The organism is Pseudomonas sp. 910_23 (assembly GCF_052850795.1).
In genome coordinates, this window is record NZ_VXCZ01000026.1 from 63,589 (window position 1) to 79,859 (window position 16,271).

At 60.9% G+C, this 16,271-nt stretch carries 12 protein-coding genes; 8 read left to right on the top strand and 4 right to left on the bottom strand.

Translation table 11 applies throughout. The features are described from left to right. Nucleotides 1–37 precede the first annotated feature (37 nt). Nucleotides 38–700 carry a peptidase C39 family protein gene (locus FW800_RS25210; protein WP_446438690.1) on the bottom strand — a complete coding sequence of 221 codons (663 nt, stop codon included), beginning with the start codon at nt 698–700 and terminating at the stop codon, nt 38–40. Nucleotides 701–910: 210 nt separating this feature from the next. On the opposite strand from FW800_RS25210, the gene FW800_RS25215 reads away from it, so the two are divergent. After that, nucleotides 911–1,072: a hypothetical protein gene (locus tag FW800_RS25215; RefSeq protein WP_005789305.1), complete on the top strand. Its 162-nt coding sequence runs from the start codon at nt 911–913 to the stop codon at nt 1,070–1,072. Here the strand turns inward: FW800_RS25215 and FW800_RS25220 are convergent. Next, nucleotides 1,069–1,479, bottom strand: coding sequence for a PA0061/PA0062 family lipoprotein (locus FW800_RS25220; RefSeq protein WP_005789306.1), 411 nt, complete (start codon nt 1,477–1,479; stop codon nt 1,069–1,071). The genes FW800_RS25215 and FW800_RS25220 overlap by 4 nt on opposite strands. A 204-nt stretch (nt 1,480–1,683) precedes the next feature. Here FW800_RS25220 and FW800_RS25225 point away from each other — a divergent pair, with 204 nt between their 5' ends. The 4 genes from FW800_RS25225 (at nt 1,684) to FW800_RS25240 (ending at nt 8,124) form a co-directional block, all read left to right on the top strand. Beyond that, complete coding sequence (locus tag FW800_RS25225; protein ID WP_216091749.1) at nt 1,684–4,905, top strand: efflux RND transporter permease subunit; 3,222 nt, start codon at nt 1,684–1,686, stop codon at nt 4,903–4,905. Then, on the top strand, nt 4,895–6,064 hold the full coding sequence (locus FW800_RS25230; RefSeq protein ID WP_032880511.1) for an efflux RND transporter periplasmic adaptor subunit: 1,170 nt from the start codon (nt 4,895–4,897) through the stop codon (nt 6,062–6,064). The genes FW800_RS25225 and FW800_RS25230 overlap by 11 nt, the downstream gene beginning before the upstream one ends. After that, on the top strand, nt 6,048–7,466 hold the full coding sequence (locus FW800_RS25235) for an efflux transporter outer membrane subunit (RefSeq protein ID WP_446438691.1): 1,419 nt from the start codon (nt 6,048–6,050) through the stop codon (nt 7,464–7,466). Before FW800_RS25230 ends, FW800_RS25235 begins: the two co-directional genes overlap by 17 nt. Nucleotides 7,467–7,665: 199 nt before the next feature. Further along, the gene (locus FW800_RS25240; RefSeq protein WP_228308609.1) at nt 7,666–8,124 is read left to right on the top strand and encodes an REP-associated tyrosine transposase; all 459 of its coding nucleotides are present in this window, start codon (nt 7,666–7,668) and stop codon (nt 8,122–8,124) included. A 110-nt stretch (nt 8,125–8,234) separates the two neighbouring features. Here the strand turns inward: FW800_RS25240 and FW800_RS25245 are convergent, their stop codons facing one another. Beyond that, the gene (locus FW800_RS25245) at nt 8,235–9,506 is read right to left on the bottom strand and encodes a Zn-dependent hydrolase (protein ID WP_446438692.1); all 1,272 of its coding nucleotides are present in this window, start codon (nt 9,504–9,506) and stop codon (nt 8,235–8,237) included. A gap of 154 nt (nt 9,507–9,660) precedes the next feature. Next, complete coding sequence (locus FW800_RS25250) at nt 9,661–11,148, bottom strand: NCS1 family nucleobase:cation symporter-1 (RefSeq protein ID WP_216091753.1); 1,488 nt, start codon at nt 11,146–11,148, stop codon at nt 9,661–9,663. A 594-nt stretch (nt 11,149–11,742) separates the two neighbouring features. Here FW800_RS25250 and hydA point away from each other — a divergent pair. The 3 genes from hydA to preA all read left to right on the top strand — a co-directional run bounded on the left by hydA (nt 11,743) and on the right by preA (nt 15,982). Beyond that, nucleotides 11,743–13,182: a dihydropyrimidinase gene (gene hydA, locus FW800_RS25255; RefSeq protein WP_446438693.1), complete on the top strand. Its 1,440-nt coding sequence runs from the start codon at nt 11,743–11,745 to the stop codon at nt 13,180–13,182. Between the two features lie 158 nt (nt 13,183–13,340). After that, nucleotides 13,341–14,708 (top strand): NAD(P)-dependent oxidoreductase, encoded by a 1,368-nt coding sequence (locus FW800_RS25260; protein WP_446438694.1) that lies wholly within the window; start codon nt 13,341–13,343, stop codon nt 14,706–14,708. Then, the gene (gene preA, locus FW800_RS25265; protein ID WP_032880504.1) at nt 14,708–15,982 is read left to right on the top strand and encodes an NAD-dependent dihydropyrimidine dehydrogenase subunit PreA; all 1,275 of its coding nucleotides are present in this window, start codon (nt 14,708–14,710) and stop codon (nt 15,980–15,982) included. Before FW800_RS25260 ends, preA begins: the two co-directional genes overlap by 1 nt. Nucleotides 15,983–16,271 lie beyond the last annotated feature (289 nt).

Sequence of the window (16,271 nt, forward strand, 5' to 3'; positions counted from 1 at the left end):
ATCAACCGCTATCGGGAGCAAGCCCCCTCCCACATTTTTATTTGCGTTCTGCCAACACTTTGAGCGCTTGGGCCGCTGCCCCTTCCTGCCCCGCCTGGCCTGTTGCATTCGCCGCACCACGCCAGCGCTGCGCATCCACATTGGCCGGTAATTGGCTCGGCCGCTGGGTGAGGATAGCCCAGTGCCCCGCGCTCTTCCACGCCGACTCGAAGTCGCTGAATTCCATAATCAATCGGCGCTCGTTTCCAGAGCGCAACAACACCGTGCTCTTCTGCTGGTTGAACCCCACCACCACGACATAACGCGCTCCGGACCAGAAGCTGGAATTGATTCGCGCCATCACCGGGTAACCCGCCGCCACCTGCGCCAGCACCGCGGTCAGCTTGGCGTCCAGTGGGTACACCATCAGCCCGTATTCGCGCGCCAGCACCTGCATGTTGCGTTCGAGGTTCGCCTCAGCACCCGGCAGGCGCAGCGGCTTGTCCAGCAACCCCGGTGTCATGACAATGCCTTGTTGCGACAGCATACTGGCAAGTGCCGTAGGACCGCTCTGATAAGCCTCGCTGCGAAAGGTCGGCACGCCGTTGAGTTCAACGCGCTCCGGCAGGCCGGACAGCTTCGACGGTTGGCTGGAACAAGCCGTTAACCCCAGGGCACAAGCCAGCAAGATGGATGTTTTAAGGTTCGAGCGTAAGCGCAATGTTTTACTCTCTTGATCAACGGGCGGTGAGGGCCCTGATCATAGGATGCTCTTGAGCGCGGGTATAGCCTGGCACATCAGTAAAGCACCCGCGATAGAGCAAACAAGTTGGACAGACACGACCATTGGTCAATAGCAGGCAACCGCCAGGTAGCTAGACTGTCCATTGAGAAGACTGTGTGTGCCCCAAGTGGGCGAAAGGAGGCCCGAATGAGCCTTGCGACGACAATTTTTCTGTTGATCTGTGGTTGGTTGGCAGTGGCCGCGGCCATGTTGTGGGGGGTCATGCGCGTGACTCGCCGGCATCATCACCCCCACGTCAAACCTGCCGCGCCCGCCAAGCCTCCCAAGGCGACGGCCCATCACGCCTAGCCAGGCATGCAATTGAAGTCTTGGGTGGCGGCGATTTCCTTGCCGTGCCCGTCCTTGAGGGATGCACGCACGGTGGTGCCCAGGCTCGACTCTTCCAGTGTGTAATGCTCACCCGCCTTGAAGTGTTTGTATTCCACCCGGCCCTGGCAGTCTTGCTGGTTGTCGTCGCCGGGTTCGTCTTCAAACAAGGTCACGTCCAGCCGATGGTCACCGGGGCTGACTTCAAAGTAGCGCCCGTCATCGACGCGTTTACCGTCCACCCGCTCGGCCATCAGGTCATTTGGCGCTTCCTCTTTCAGGCCGATCCAGGCTTGGCTCGGGTCGGCCTTGGGCAGCGGGCCGGCGCAGGCCGAGAGCAACACAACAACGCTCAGCATAGGTATCAACAACAGGGTTTTCAGTGACATGGCAGGGCTCCAAAGAACATCAAAAAAAGACGTATCCGATGGCTGGCAAGCTTGAAGAGCCGGCGTTTGCAGAACAAATGAATACAAATGAAACGATCTTCAGCCATTACCTAAATCTTCCTTCACCTGGCTGAAAGGTGCGTGTTAGGTGGGTCGGGCAAGACTGCCGGGGTTTGCAATCCTGCTCTTCTCGGAGACTCACGCATGCTCGGGCTGGTAAAGACCGCACTGCAAAAGCCGTACACGTTTATCGTGTTGGCCATATTCATCTGCATCATCGGGCCCATGGCGGCCCTGCGTACGCCCACTGATGTGTTTCCCGATATCGGCATACCCGTGGTCGCGGTGGTCTGGCAGTACAACGGCCTGTCCCCGGACGCCATGGCCGGGCGGGTGATCTACACCTATGAACGCTCCTTGAGCACCACCGTCAACGACATCGAACATATCGAATCGCAATCGTTGCCCGGCATGGGTATCGTCAAGATCTTCTTCCAGCCCGGCGTCGATATCCGCACCGCCAACGCCCAGGTCACAGCGGTGTCGCAAACCGTGCTCAAGCAGATGCCACCGGGCATCACGCCGCCGCTGATCCTCAACTACAGCGCCTCCACGGTGCCGATCCTGCAAATGGCGTTCTCCAGCCCGAGCCTTTCGGAAGCCAGGATCCGCGACCTGGTGCAGAACAACATCCGCCTGCCCCTGAGCGCGCTGCCCGGCCTGGCCATGCCCACGCCGATGGGCGGCAAGCAGCGTCAGATCACCCTCGACCTCGACCCCCAGGCCCTGGCTGCCAAGGGCTTGTCGGCCCAGGACGTCGGCAATGCCCTGGCTTTGCAGAACCAGATCATCCCGGTGGGCACCGCCAAGCTGGGTTCCAACGAATACACGATCCTGCTCAACAACAGCCCCAAGGCCATCGATGAACTCAATGACCTGCCGATCAAGACAGTCGACGGCGCAATCATCACCATCGGCCAGGTCGCCCATGTGCGCGACGGTTCGCCGCCACAAACCAACATCGTGCGCGTCGACGGCCATCGCGCGGTGCTGATGCCGGCGTTGAAGAACGGCAGCATCTCTACCCTGTCGATCATCGACGGCATCCGCCAGATGCTGCCACGCATCAACGAAACCCTGCCGCCTTCACTGAAAACCTCACTGCTGGGTGATGCCTCGGTGTTCGTCAAGCAATCGGTGGGCAGCGTAGCCCAGGAAGGCATCATTGCCGCGCTGCTCACCAGTGCGATGATCCTGTTGTTTCTCGGCAGTTGGCGCTCGACCTTGATCATCGCCGCGTCGATTCCGCTGGCGGTGCTCTCGGCCATCGCGCTGCTGGCGGTCAGCGGGCAAACCCTCAACGTGATGACTCTCGGCGGGCTGGCGTTGGCGGTGGGGATTCTGGTGGACGACGCCACAGTGACCATCGAAAACATCAACTGGCACCTGGAACAAGGCAAGGCGGTGAACACTGCGATCCTCGACGGTGCCGCGCAAATCGTCGGCCCGGCGTTTGTCTCGCTGCTGTGCATCTGCATCGTGTTTGTGCCGATGTTTTTGCTGCAAGGCATCGCCGGTTATCTGTTCCGGCCAATGGCGCTGGCGGTGATCTTTGCCATGGCCAGTTCGTTCATCCTCTCGCGCACCCTGGTGCCGACGCTGGCGATGTTCCTGCTCAAGCCGCATACGCCGGAGCAAGGCGTGGGGCATCATCCCGAAGATCAATTCATCAACCATCATGAGGGTGAGCAACACGCGAAACCGCGCAATGCGTTGCTGCAATCGGTGCTGAATTTCCAACAGGGCTTTGAGCGTCACTTCTCCAATATCCGTGACACTTACCATGGCTTGCTGACGTTGGCGCTGGGGGCGCGAAAGCGCTTCATTGTCGGCTTCCTGGCCTGCGTAATCGCCTCATTCGCGTTGCTGCCGAGCCTGGGCCAGGACTTTTTCCCGGCCACCGATGCCGGTGCCCTCGCGCTGCATGTGCGCTTGCCGCTGGGCACGCGAATCGAGGAAAGCGCCGCTGCGTTCGATCGCATCGAAGCACGCATTCGCGAGGTCATCCCCGCCGACGAACTCGACACCATCGTCGACAATATCGGCATCCCGCTCAGCGGTATCGACATGGCCTACAGCAGCAGCGGCACCATCGGCCCTCAGGATGGCGATATCCAGGTCACCCTGAATAAGCACCACGCCCCCACCGCCGACTACGTGAAAAAACTGCGTGAAGCCCTGCCGCAAAGTTTCCCCGGCAGCCACTTTGCGTTCCTGCCGGCAGACATCAGCAGCCAGATTCTCAACTTCGGCGCGCCGGCCCCGCTGGATGTGAAAATCTCCGGGCGCAGCGATGCAGAAAACCGCGCTTACGCCGTAGAACTCGAACGACGCTTGCAACATGTACCAGGCATTGCAGACCTGCGTATCCAGCAGTCCACCGGTTACCCCTCCTTGCAGGTCAATGTCGACCGCCTGCGCGCCAACGGTTTGGGCATTACCGAAAAAGACGTCACCAACAGCATGGTCGCCTCCCTGGCCGGCAGCTCCCAGGTGGCACCGACCTTCTGGCTCAACCCGGCCAATGGCGTGTCCTATTCCATCGTCGCCGCCACCCCGCAGTACCGTCTCGACAGCCTGCCATCACTGGAGGCCCTACCGGTGACCGGTGCCAATGGCCAATCGCAAATCCTCGGGGGCGTGGCGACCATCTCCCGCGTACAAAGCCCGGCGGTGGTCACCCACTACAACATCGAACCGACCCTGGACCTGTATGCCAACGTACAAGGTCGCGACCTGGGCGGCGTGGCCCGTGATGTGCAAAAAGTGCTGGACGACACTGCATCCATGCGTCCCAAAGGCGCGACCATCAGCCTGCACGGGCAAATCGATGCGCTGCATGAGGCGTTCAGTGGTTTGAGCTTGGGGCTGCTCGGCGCCGTGGTGCTGATCTACTTGCTGATCGTGGTCAACTTCCAGTCCTGGGCCGACCCCTTTGTGATCATCACGGCGTTACCGGCCGCACTGGCGGGGATCGTGTGGATGCTGTTCCTCAGCGGCACCTCGTTATCGGTCCCGGCGCTCACCGGCGCCATCCTGTGCATGGGCGTGGCCACCGCCAACTCGATCCTGGTGGTGAGCTTCTGCCGTGAACGCCTGGCCGAACATGGCGACGCGTTGAAAGCCGCCATGGAAGCCGGTTACACGCGCTTTCGCCCAGTGTGCATGACCGCCCTGGCAATGATCATCGGCATGTTGCCCCTGGCGCTGTCCGAGGAGCAAAACGCGCCGCTGGGTCGCGCCGTTATCGGCGGTTTGATCTTCGCCACCATCGCCACTCTGTTGTTTGTACCCGTGGTCTTCAGCCTGGTCCACGGCCGTCACCCTACTCGCGCAATTGCTGGAGAAACGCCCCATGTCGTCTGATCACAAACCCTCGCGCAAGCGTCTGATGCTGATGGGTGTCGGCGGCCTGACCCTCGCTGCCCTGTTGGTGGCCAGCGGCTTGCACGCCCGCACGCTGCACGAGCGATCTGTCGCTGCCTGGACCGAAACGGCGGCCATTCCCCAAGTGATGGTGTTCCAACCCCAACAGAACACTGCCGGCGATACGCTGCGCTTGCCGGCGCACCTGGAAGCCTGGAGCACAGCGCCGATCCATGCGCGGGTCAGCGGCTATCTGAAAGACTGGAAAGTGGATATGGGCACGCAGGTCAAGGCCGGGCAAATCCTCGCCGAAATCGACAGCCCTGACCTCGACCAGCAACTGGCGCAGACTCACGCACGGCTGATTCAGGAACAGGCCAATGCACGTCTGGCAGCCACCACTGCCACGCGCTGGCAACACCTGTTGGCGAGCCATTCAGTGTCGCGTCAGGAAGCCGATGAAAAAACCTCGAACGCCGCCGCGACCACAGCCAATGCCGAGGCTGGCGCAGCGGACTACGCTCGCTTGTCAGCATTGGAGGGCTACAAAACCCTGCGTGCGCCATTCGCTGGCACCATCACTGCGCGGCATACCGATATCGGTCAGTTGATCAAAGCCGATACCGACAGCGATCTGGCGCTGTTTACCCTGGCCGACACCCACCAACTGCGCCTGTATGTACCGGTGCCGCAGAACTACGCGGCAGTGATCCATCCGGGCCTGGAAGCCGAGTTGACGGTGCCTGAGCACCCAGGCGAACACTTCAAGGCGCGCCTGATCGGTGACTCCACCGCCATCGACCGCCGCTCCGGCACCCTGCTCGCCCAGTTCGTCGTCGACAACCCCAGCGGTGAATTGCTACCGGGCGACTACGCCGAAGCCAGCCTGCCGATTCCGGCCGATACTCACGGCGTGAGCATCCCGGCCAGCGCCTTGATCTTCCGCGCCCAGGGTACGCAAGTGGCGGTGTTGGATGGGCAGAATCACGTGCACCTGCAAGACATCCACATCGGTCTGGACCTGGGCGAGCGCCTGGTGATCGACCAGGGTTTGAAAGCCACCGACCACATCATCGACAACCCGCCCGATGCCCTGCGCGAAGGCGACCCGGTGCAACTGGCCGACGCCGCCGGAGGTGCCCATGCGCCCAAGGCTTAAACCGCTCGCGGCGTTGATACTGCTGGCGTTGCAGGGTTGCTCAATGGCACCGACCTATACCGCGCCATCGATTGACCTGCCCGCCCACTACCGCGAACAGACCAGCGACGGCCCATGGCACAGCGCGCAACCGTCCGATCAGTTGGCGACCCAGTGGTGGCAACTCTATAACGATCCAACGTTGAACAAGCTGCAGCAGCAATTGCTCAACAGCAACCCGGACCTGGCTGCGGCACTGGCACACTTCGATGCCTCCCAGGCGTATGCCAGCCAGTTGCACGCCGGGCTGTTCCCGCAAATCAGCGCCAGCGCACAGCCGCAGCGCCAACGGCAATCGGACGCGAGACCGTTGCGCGGCACAACGCAGCCGTCGGTGTACAACAGCAACATTGCCGGGTTTTCGTTGAGCTACGACCTGGACCTGTGGGGCAAGATCCGCAATCAGGTCGCGGCCGGCGACGCTCAGGCGCAAGCGTCAGGCGATGACTTGGCGGTGGCGCGCCTAAGCCTGCAACGGCAGTTGACGACGTTATATGTGCAACTCAATGGCCTGGATGCACAGAGCCGAATACTCGACAGCTCGCTGGAGGATTTCAGCCAGGCGCTGCAACTGACGCGCAGTCGCTACGAAGGCCAGATTGCCTCGGAACTGGACCTGACCCGCGCGCAAAATCAACTGGCCGAGGCCAAGGCGCAACTGGATGAGGTGCGTGGGCAACGCAACCTGACCGAACATGCAATCGGCGAGTTGGTGGGCGTGGCGGCCAGTGATTTTTCATTGCCGCCCAGCCCGCAGTTGATGGCCTTGCCAAGGATTCCATCGCAGTTGCCAAGCCACTTGCTGCAACGTCGCCCGGACATCGCCGCGGCTGAACGCCGGGTGTTTGCGGCCAACGCAAATATCGGCGTAGCCAAGGCAGCGTGGTATCCGGATTTCAGCCTGACCGGGTTGATAGGCGGGCAGACGCAAGGCGTCGGTAATCTGCTGTCAGCTGGCAATCGCTATTGGGCGTTGGGGCCGTTGGTGAACCTGCCGATCTTTGATGGCGGGCGGTTGAGTGCCAATGAACGCCAGGCCAAGGCCGAGTTTGAAGAGGCGTCGGCGCAATACCGTAGCCATGTGTTGCAAGCCGTGCGAGAGGTAGAAGACAACCTGGGGCAACTGAGGGACTTGCAGCAGCAAGCCCAGGATGAACAGGCGGCGGCACAGGCGGCGCAACATACCCAGGCGTTGGCGATGAACAGCTATCAGGCGGGGGCGGTGAGTTATCTGGATGTGGTCACCGCACAAACGGCGGCGCTACAGGCGCAGCGCACATTGCAGGCCGTACAGACGCGGCAGCTGGTGGCAAGTGTGGGGCTTTTGACCGCACTCGGCGGTGGCTGGCAACCTGGCGCCTGACGTCAATACCGCAATCGGGAGCAAGCCCCCTCCCACACTGGTTCCGCGCCAGACACACTATGTATGAACACCGCGGCCCCCTGTGGGAGGGGGCTTGCTCCCGATTGCGCCCGCCCGGACACATCCTGCCATAAGCCTGCCCGTCAGTTATTGGCACTGCAATCTAGCCTCTCCAAGCACAACACGAGAGGGCCATGGAATGGCAGATCTACCCGCGTCACACCGCCTGCGCATCGGGCGCTTCAGTGAACCGAACCGCGTCTACCTGATCACCACTAATACGCATGAACGCATTCGCCTATTCAGCGACTTTCATCTCGGGCGCCTGGTGGTCTGGCAGTTTCGGCTCGCTCAGTACCAAGGGCTGGTGAATTCTCTGGCATGGGTGATCATGCCCGACCACTTTCACTGGATTTTCGAACTGAAAAAAGGCTCGCTGGCGGACTTGATGTGCCAGGTAAAATCCAAAAGCACACGCACCGTGAATGGTGCTAGCGGACGCAACGGGCGGCTGTGGCAGGAAAGCTTCCATGATCGGGCGCTACGCAAGGAAGATGACCTGATCAAAATGGCCAGGTATGTGGTGGCTAACCCATTGCGAGCGGGCTTGGTCGAGCGAATTGGCGACTACCCCCTGTGGGATGCCATCTGGGTGTAACTTCAAAAAAAGTCCAAATGTGGGAGGGGGCTTGCTCCCGATAGCGGCGGGTCAGCTACGGACAAATTGACTGACACACCGTCATCGGGAGCAAGCCCCCTCCCACATTTTCAACCGCTGGCGATAGCTGCTGAAGCTGCCACCATGGCGCGCAACAACACCGCACACCCCGCCGCCAGATCATCCGGCGCGGCATTTTCGATTTCGTTATGGCTGATGCCACCTTCACACGGCACGAAGATCATCCCTGCCGGGCCAAGCTCGGCGACGAAGATTGCGTCGTGCCCTGCCCCACTGACAATGTCCATATTCGACAGGCCCAAGCCATTGGCCGCATCGCGCACGGCGTCGACGCAGCCTTTGTCGAAGTACAGCGGCGGGAAGTCGGCAGTGGGTTCCATCTCGTAACTCAGCCCGTGTTTGGCACAGGTGTCTTCAATCACCTGGCGCACCTGGGCAATCATCGAGTCCAGCCGTGCCGGCTCTAAATGACGAAAATCCAGGGTCATGCGTACCTCCCCCGGAATCACGTTGCGCGACCCTGGATACGCTTGCAGGCAACCCACCGTGCCACAGGCGTGCGGCTGATGCTCCAGCGCCGCCGCATTCACCGCCGCCACCACCACCGCCGCGCCCACCAGGGCATCCTTGCGCAGGTGCATCGGCGTCGGGCCGGCGTGGGCTTCGACACCGCGCAGTTTGAGGTCGAACCATTTTTGCCCAAGGGCTCCGAGTACCACGCCGATGGTTTTCTTTTCATCCTCAAGAATCGGCCCTTGCTCGATGTGCGCCTCGAAATAGGCGCCAACCTTATGCCCACTCTCGGGGCGCGTCCCGGCATAGCCGATGGCATTCAACGCATCGCCGACGCTGACGCCGTCCGCATCGACCTTGGCCAGGGTATCGGCCAGGCTGAACTTTTCGGCGAACACGCCGGAGCCCATCATGCACGGTGGAAACCGCGAGCCTTCCTCGTTGGTCCACACCACCACTTCCAACGGCGCCTCGGTTTCAATCTTGAGATCGTTAAGGGTGCGCAACACTTCCACCCCCGCCAGTACACCGAAGCAACCGTCGAACTTGCCGCCGGTAGGCTGGGTATCGATATGGCTGCCGGTCATCACCGGCGGCAGGTCCGCGTTGCGCCCTGGACGGCGGGCGAAGATATTGCCGATACCGTCGATGCTCACGGTACAGCCGGCCTCTCCGCACCACTGCACGAAGAGATCGCGGGCCTTGCGGTCAAGGTCGGTAAGGGCCAGGCGACACACCCCGCCCTTGGGGGTGGCGCCGAGCCTGGCCAGGTCCATCAGCGACTGCCACAGGCGGTCGCGGTTGATGTGCTGATGGGTCGATTGCAGAACGTCGAGGGCAGCGTTCATGGGGATCTCCTCAGGCTGTATTTCTTATGATTGGAACAGGTGGCACGCAGTCCAATGTGGGAGGGGGCTTGCTCCCGATAGCAGTGGCCGAGTTGATATGTGCATGACTGATACACCGCCATCGGGGGCAAGCCCCCTCCCACATTGACCGCGTTCACAAGGATGATTTGGCTGCGACCGGGTTGATACCGCGCTTGGCATTGAGCCCGTAATACAACACCCCGCCCAACGCCGAACCGGTAAACCAGCCATAGCTGTAAAACCAACTGAACGCATCGCTGCCCAGCGACAACAGGGTCAGCACCACCGGCACGCCAAAGGCGATGAAACCACTCCAGTTCCACGCCGGGTACACGTCATCACGGTAAAGTCCTGCCAGGTCCAGTTGCTGTTTGCGGGTGATGAAGTAGTCCACCACCATGATCCCGGCAATCGGGCCCAGCAGGCTCGAATAGCCGAGCAACCAATTGGAGTAAACGGTCTCCAGGCTGACATCGGAAACGATCAACCCAAGCTTTTTCAGCAGCTCATGGGCCATCAGCGCCAGCCCTACCAGCCCGGTCAGGATCACCGCGGTGGTGCGGTTGATCAGCTTGGGCGCGATGTTCTGGAAGTCGTTGGTGGGCGAAACGATGTTCGCCGCCGTGTTGGTGGACAAGGTGGCGACGATGATCAGCGCCATCGCCACTGCCACCCACACCGGGCTCTGGATATGGCCGATCAGGGTCACCGGGTCGGAGACGCTGACGCCCACCAGTTTCACCGAGGCGGCGGTCATGATCACGCCGAGGGCGGCGAACAGGAACATGGTCAGCGGCAGGCCGAAGATCTGCCCGAGGATCTGGTCTTTCTGGCTCTTGGCGTAGCGGCTGAAGTCGGGAATGTTCAGCGACAAGGTGGCCCAGAAGCCTACCATCGCGGTCAGACCCGCCATGAAATAGCCGGTGAGGCTTGCGCCTTCAGGGCGCTTGGGTGGGATCGCCATCAGCTCGCTGAGGGACACATTCGGCATCGCCCACACCAGCAGGCCGATACCTACCGCCACCAACAACGGCGCCGACAGGGTTTCCAGGCGCTTGATCGACTCGGCACCGCGCAACACCACCCACAGGTTCAGGCACCAGAAAATCATGAAGCCAATCACTTCACCGGTGCCACCCAGCGACTTCCAACCCTCGAAAATCGAACCGAGAAACAGGTGAATCGCCAACCCGCCAAACATCGTCTGGATCCCGAACCAGCCGCAGGCCACCAACGCGCGAATCAGGCACGGCACGTTGGAACCGAGAATGCCGAATGACGAGCGCAACAGCACCGGAAACGGGATGCCGTACTTGGTGCCGGGAAACGCGTTGAGCGTCAGCGGGATCAACACCACGATATTGGCCAGCAGGATCGCTATCAGCGCCTCGCCCACCGACAAGCCGAAATACGCGGTGAGTACCCCGCCCAGGGTGTAGGTCGGCACGCAAATCGACATGCCGACCCACAATGCGGTGATGTGCCATTTGTTCCAGGTGCGCTCGTGCACCTTGGTGGGTGCCATGTCGTGGTTGTAGCGAGGGCTGTCGAGGACGTCGGGGCCGGCGTCGAGTTCGTACAGGCCGTTGCGCTCGATGACTTGCGATCTGTTCTGTTGCATGGCCGCTCCACGGTTTTTTTTAAAGTTATTTTTGCTCACCTGCACGCTGTGTACAGGAGGCCGGAGTACCGCATAAACAACATGACATCTCGGGCCCCGACCAATTGCCTTTGCACTCAATTACCGTGCCGACAACGGCTGCTGAACCCGCACCACTTATATAACGTGCTGATGTTTATCAGCTTTCCGAGTGAGCCTGGGTTACTTGTCGCGCTATTGGGGCCAGCCATTGCGTAAGTTGCCCGAACCGTCAGGTCTCAATCTGGTGCAACACAATTATTTTTATTTTTCAGTGCCGTCAAGAGGCATATCTCAAGCGTCTGATTTGCAATAAGAAATGTTGCTCAAAAACAGAAGCTGTCAAGTGCGTCAAAATGGTGAGCGCTCGCTACATTTTGGTGATTTTGTTATTTTTCTCTTTTAATTCAGCCACTTAATTTAATTATAAGCTTAAGAAAAATCTTCTTGCCCAATCGAAAAACTCGGGCTAGTTTCTATTCCTGTCACCGATGACAGGAATTAACCCTCCATCGACCGGCAGTATTACAACACTTAGAACTGGCATAAGCCGGTCAAGCCTGTGAGGAACTCGACATGTCGCTGTTGATCCGTGGCGCAACCGTTATTACCCATGATGAAAGTTACCGCGCCGATGTGTTATGCGCAGGCGGTCTAATTCGGGCCATTGGCACCGATCTGGATATTCCCGCCGGCACTGAAATACTCGATGGCAGCGGCCAATACTTGATGCCGGGCGGCATCGATCCCCACACCCATATGCAACTGCCCTTCATGGGCACCGTGGCCAGCGAAGACTTTTTCAGTGGGACGGCCGCAGGCTTGGCCGGTGGTACCACGTCGATCATCGACTTTGTGATTCCCAACCCGCAGCAATCGTTGATGGAAGCCTTCCACCAGTGGCGCGGCTGGGCAGAAAAGTCCGCATCCGACTATGGCTTCCATGTAGCGATCACCTGGTGGAGCGAGCAGGTACGCGAGGAAATGGCCGAACTGGTCAGCCATCACGGCATCAACAGCTTCAAGCATTTCATGGCTTACAAGAACGCAATCATGGCCGCCGACGATACCTTGGTAGCCAGCTTCGAACGCTGCCTGGAGCTGGGCGCGGTGCCTACCGTTCATGCGGAAAACGGCGAGCTGGTGTATCACCTGCAACGCAAGCTGATGGCCCAGGGCATCACCGGACCGGAAGCCCATCCGCTGTCGCGCCCATCCCAGGTGGAAGGCGAAGCGGCCAGCCGCGCAATACGAATTGCCGAGACCATCGGCACGCCGCTGTACCTGGTGCATGTGTCGACCAAAGAGGCGCTGGATGAAATCACCTACGCTCGGGGCAAGGGCCAGGCGGTGTACGGTGAAGTACTCGCCGGCCACTTGCTGCTGGACGACAGCGTCTACCAGCACCCGGATTGGCAGACCGCCGCCGGCTATGTCATGAGCCCACCGTTCCGTCCGCGCGGGCATCAGGAGGCCCTGTGGCACGGCCTGCAATCGGGCAACCTGCACACCACCGCGACTGACCACTGCTGCTTCTGCGCCGAGCAAAAAGCTGCCGGGCGTGACGACTTCAGCAAGATCCCCAACGGCACCGCCGGTATCGAAGACCGCATGGCGCTGCTGTGGCACGAAGGCGTCAACACGGGGCGCCTGTCGATGCAGGCGTTCGTTGCGCTGACCTCCACCAGCACGGCGAAAATCTTCAACCTCTACCCCCGTAAAGGCGCGGTTCGCGTCGGGGCGGATGCCGACCTGGTGCTCTGGGACCCTGAAGGCACGCGAACCATTTCGGCCAAGACCCACCACCAGCAGGTCGACTTCAACATCTTCGAAGGCAAGACCGTGCGCGGCGTGCCGAGCCACACCATCAGCCAGGGCAAGCTGGTCTGGGCCGATGGCGACCTGCGCGCCGAGCGAGGGGCCGGACGGTATGTGGAGCGGCCGGCGTATCCCTCGGTGTTCGAGCAGTTGAGCAAGCGGGCAGCGCTTTCCAAGCCAGTGGCTGTGAACCGCTGAACCCGCTATCGGGAGCAAGCCCCCTCCCACAGTGGAATGCATTCCAACGTGGGAGGGGCGGTGCGACGATTCGACTTGCTCCCGATGAGGCCCGAACAATCAACACAAAAACCAATGCCCATCAGAGGCAGCACCTCAATAACCGTGAGGCCAATACCGTGATCCAGACCCTGACCCACCTTCCCCACCCCCGCGATGACGCGGCCACCCTCGCCAGCCAGTTCAGCGACCTGGCACCGCCGCTCAACGCCCGGCAAGCGCATCTGGAAGCCTCGCGCTGCCTGTACTGTTACGACGCACCGTGCGTGAACGCATGCCCCAGCGAGATCGACATCCCGTCGTTCATCCGCAATATCCACACCGAGAACGTGCAAGGCGCTGCGCAGAAAATCCTCTCGGCCAACATCCTCGGCGGCAGTTGCGCTCGGGTTTGCCCCACGGAGATCCTGTGCCAGCAAGCCTGCGTGCGTAACAACGCCGAAGAATGCGCGCCGGTGCTGATCGGTTTGTTACAACGCTACGCCATCGACAACGCGCACTTCAGCGAACACCCGTTCCAGCGCGCCGCGCCCACCGGTAAGCGCATCGCCGTGGTCGGCGCCGGGCCGGCGGGGTTGGCCTGCGCCCACCGCGCCGCGTTGCACGGCCATGACGTGGTGGTTTTCGAAGCGCAGGAGAAAGCCGGCGGCCTGAATGAATACGGGATCGCCAAGTACAAGCTGGTGGATGATTTTGCCCAGAAGGAACTGGATTTCCTTCTGCAAATCGGCGGCATCGAAATCCGCCATGGCCAGCGCCTGGGCGACAACCTGACCTTGAGCGAACTGCATCAGCAATTCGATTCGGTGTTCCTCGGCCTCGGCCTGGCGGCCAGCAAACAGCTCGGCTTGGCCCACGAAGACGCCCCCGGCCTGCTCGCCGCCACCGACTACATCCGCGAGCTGCGCCAGGCCGATGACCTCACCCAACTGCCCCTGGCCGACCGCTGCATCGTGCTCGGCGCGGGCAATACCGCCATCGACATGGCCGTGCAAATGGCCCGCCTCGGTGCCCGCGAGGTAAACCTTGTATACCGCCGTGGCCTGGCGGACATGGGCGCGACCCAACACGAACAAGACATTGCCAAGGCCAATCAAGTGCGGCTGCTGACCTGGGCCCAACCCGACGAAGTGTTGCTCGACGACCAGGGCCGCGTACGCGGTATGCGCCTGGCCCGCACCCACCTGGAAAATGGTCGCTTGCTACCGACGGGGGAGACCTTCGAACTGGCCGCCGATGCGATCTTCAAGGCCATCGGCCAAGGCTTTGACAACGACGCACTGCACGACCCGCTGGCCCAGCAACTGCACCGCGTGGGCGAGCGCATCTTTGTCGATGAACAGCTGCGCACCAGTATCCCCGGCGTGTATGCCGGCGGCGATTGCGTCAGCCTTGGCCAGGACCTTACCGTGCAGGCCGTGCAACACGGCAAGCTGGCCGCCGAGGCCATGCACGCCCAACTCATGCTGAATGTGGAGGCTGCGTAATGGCCGATCTCTCGATTGTATTCGCCGGTATCAAAGCCCCCAATCCGTTCTGGCTGGCCTCCGCGCCGCCCACCGACAAAGCCTACAACGTGGTCCGTGCGTTCGAAGCCGGCTGGGGTGGCGTGGTGTGGAAAACCCTGGGCGAAGACCCGGCGGCGGTGAACGTGTCGTCACGCTACTCGGCGCATTTCGGGGCGAATCGTGAAGTGCTGGGCATCAACAATATCGAACTGATCACCGACCGCTCACTGGAGATCAACCTGCGGGAAATCACCCAGGTGAAAAAGGACTGGCCTGACCGTGCACTGATCGTATCGCTGATGGTGCCATGTGTTGAGGAGTCCTGGAAAAACATCCTGCCTCTGGTGGAGGCGACCGGCTGCGACGGCATCGAGTTGAATTTCGGCTGCCCCCACGGGATGCCCGAACGTGGCATGGGCGCAGCGGTCGGCCAGGTGCCGGAGTATGTGGAACAAGTGACGCGCTGGTGCAAGACATATTGCTCGCTGCCGGTGATCGTCAAGCTCACGCCCAACATCACCGACATCCGCGTGGCGGCGCGGGCAGCGTATCGCGGCGGCGCGGACGCGGTGTCGTTGATCAACACCATCAATTCCATCACCAGCGTGGATCTGGAGCGCATGGTCGCCCTGCCGGTGGTCGGCACCCAGAGTACCCACGGCGGTTACTGCGGTTCGGCGGTCAAGCCGATCGCCCTGAACATGGTCGCCGAAATCGCCCGTGACCCGCAGACCCAGGGCTTGCCGATCTGCGGCATCGGCGGTATCGGCAACTGGCGCGATGCAGCGGAATTCGTCGCCCTGGGCTGTGGCGCAGTGCAGGTGTGCACGGCGGCGATGCTGCATGGCTTCAGGATTGTGGACGAGATGAAGGACGGCCTGTCGCGGTGGATGGACAGCCAGGGTTACACCAGCCTGCAGGACTTTTCCGGGCGGGCCGTGGGTAACACCACGGATTGGAAGTACCTGGATATCAACTACCAGGTGATCGCCAGGATCGATCAGGCGGCGTGTATCGGTTGTGGGCGTTGTCACATTGCCTGTGAGGACACTTCACACCAGGCGATCGCCAGTTTGAAACAGGCGGACGGCACGCATAAGTATGAAGTGATTGATGATGAGTGCGTGGGCTGCAACTTGTGCCAGATCACCTGCCCGGTGGCGGACTGCATCGAGATGGTGCCGATGGACACCGGCAAGCCATTTTTGAATTGGACGCAAGATCCGCGTAATCCGTATCGGGAAGCTGTGTAGCCTTTAGACCGCTATCGCAGGTAAGCCAGCTCCCCACAGTTGACCGCATTTTGTCTGAAGGAATGCAGTCGAATGTGGGAGCTGGCTTGCCTGCGATGGGCATGGGTATCTACACAACTTCTGGTATGGCGCTGTCCCTGTGGGAGGGGCGGTGCGACGATTCGACTTGCTCCCGATGGCGGCCTTAGGGCCGACCAGGATGCCGGATCAAACCGAGTACATATCCGTTATTTAGGTAACGGCCACTATTGGTTCCGCTCTTACAGCGGGTCACTTTTGAAAAGCGTGT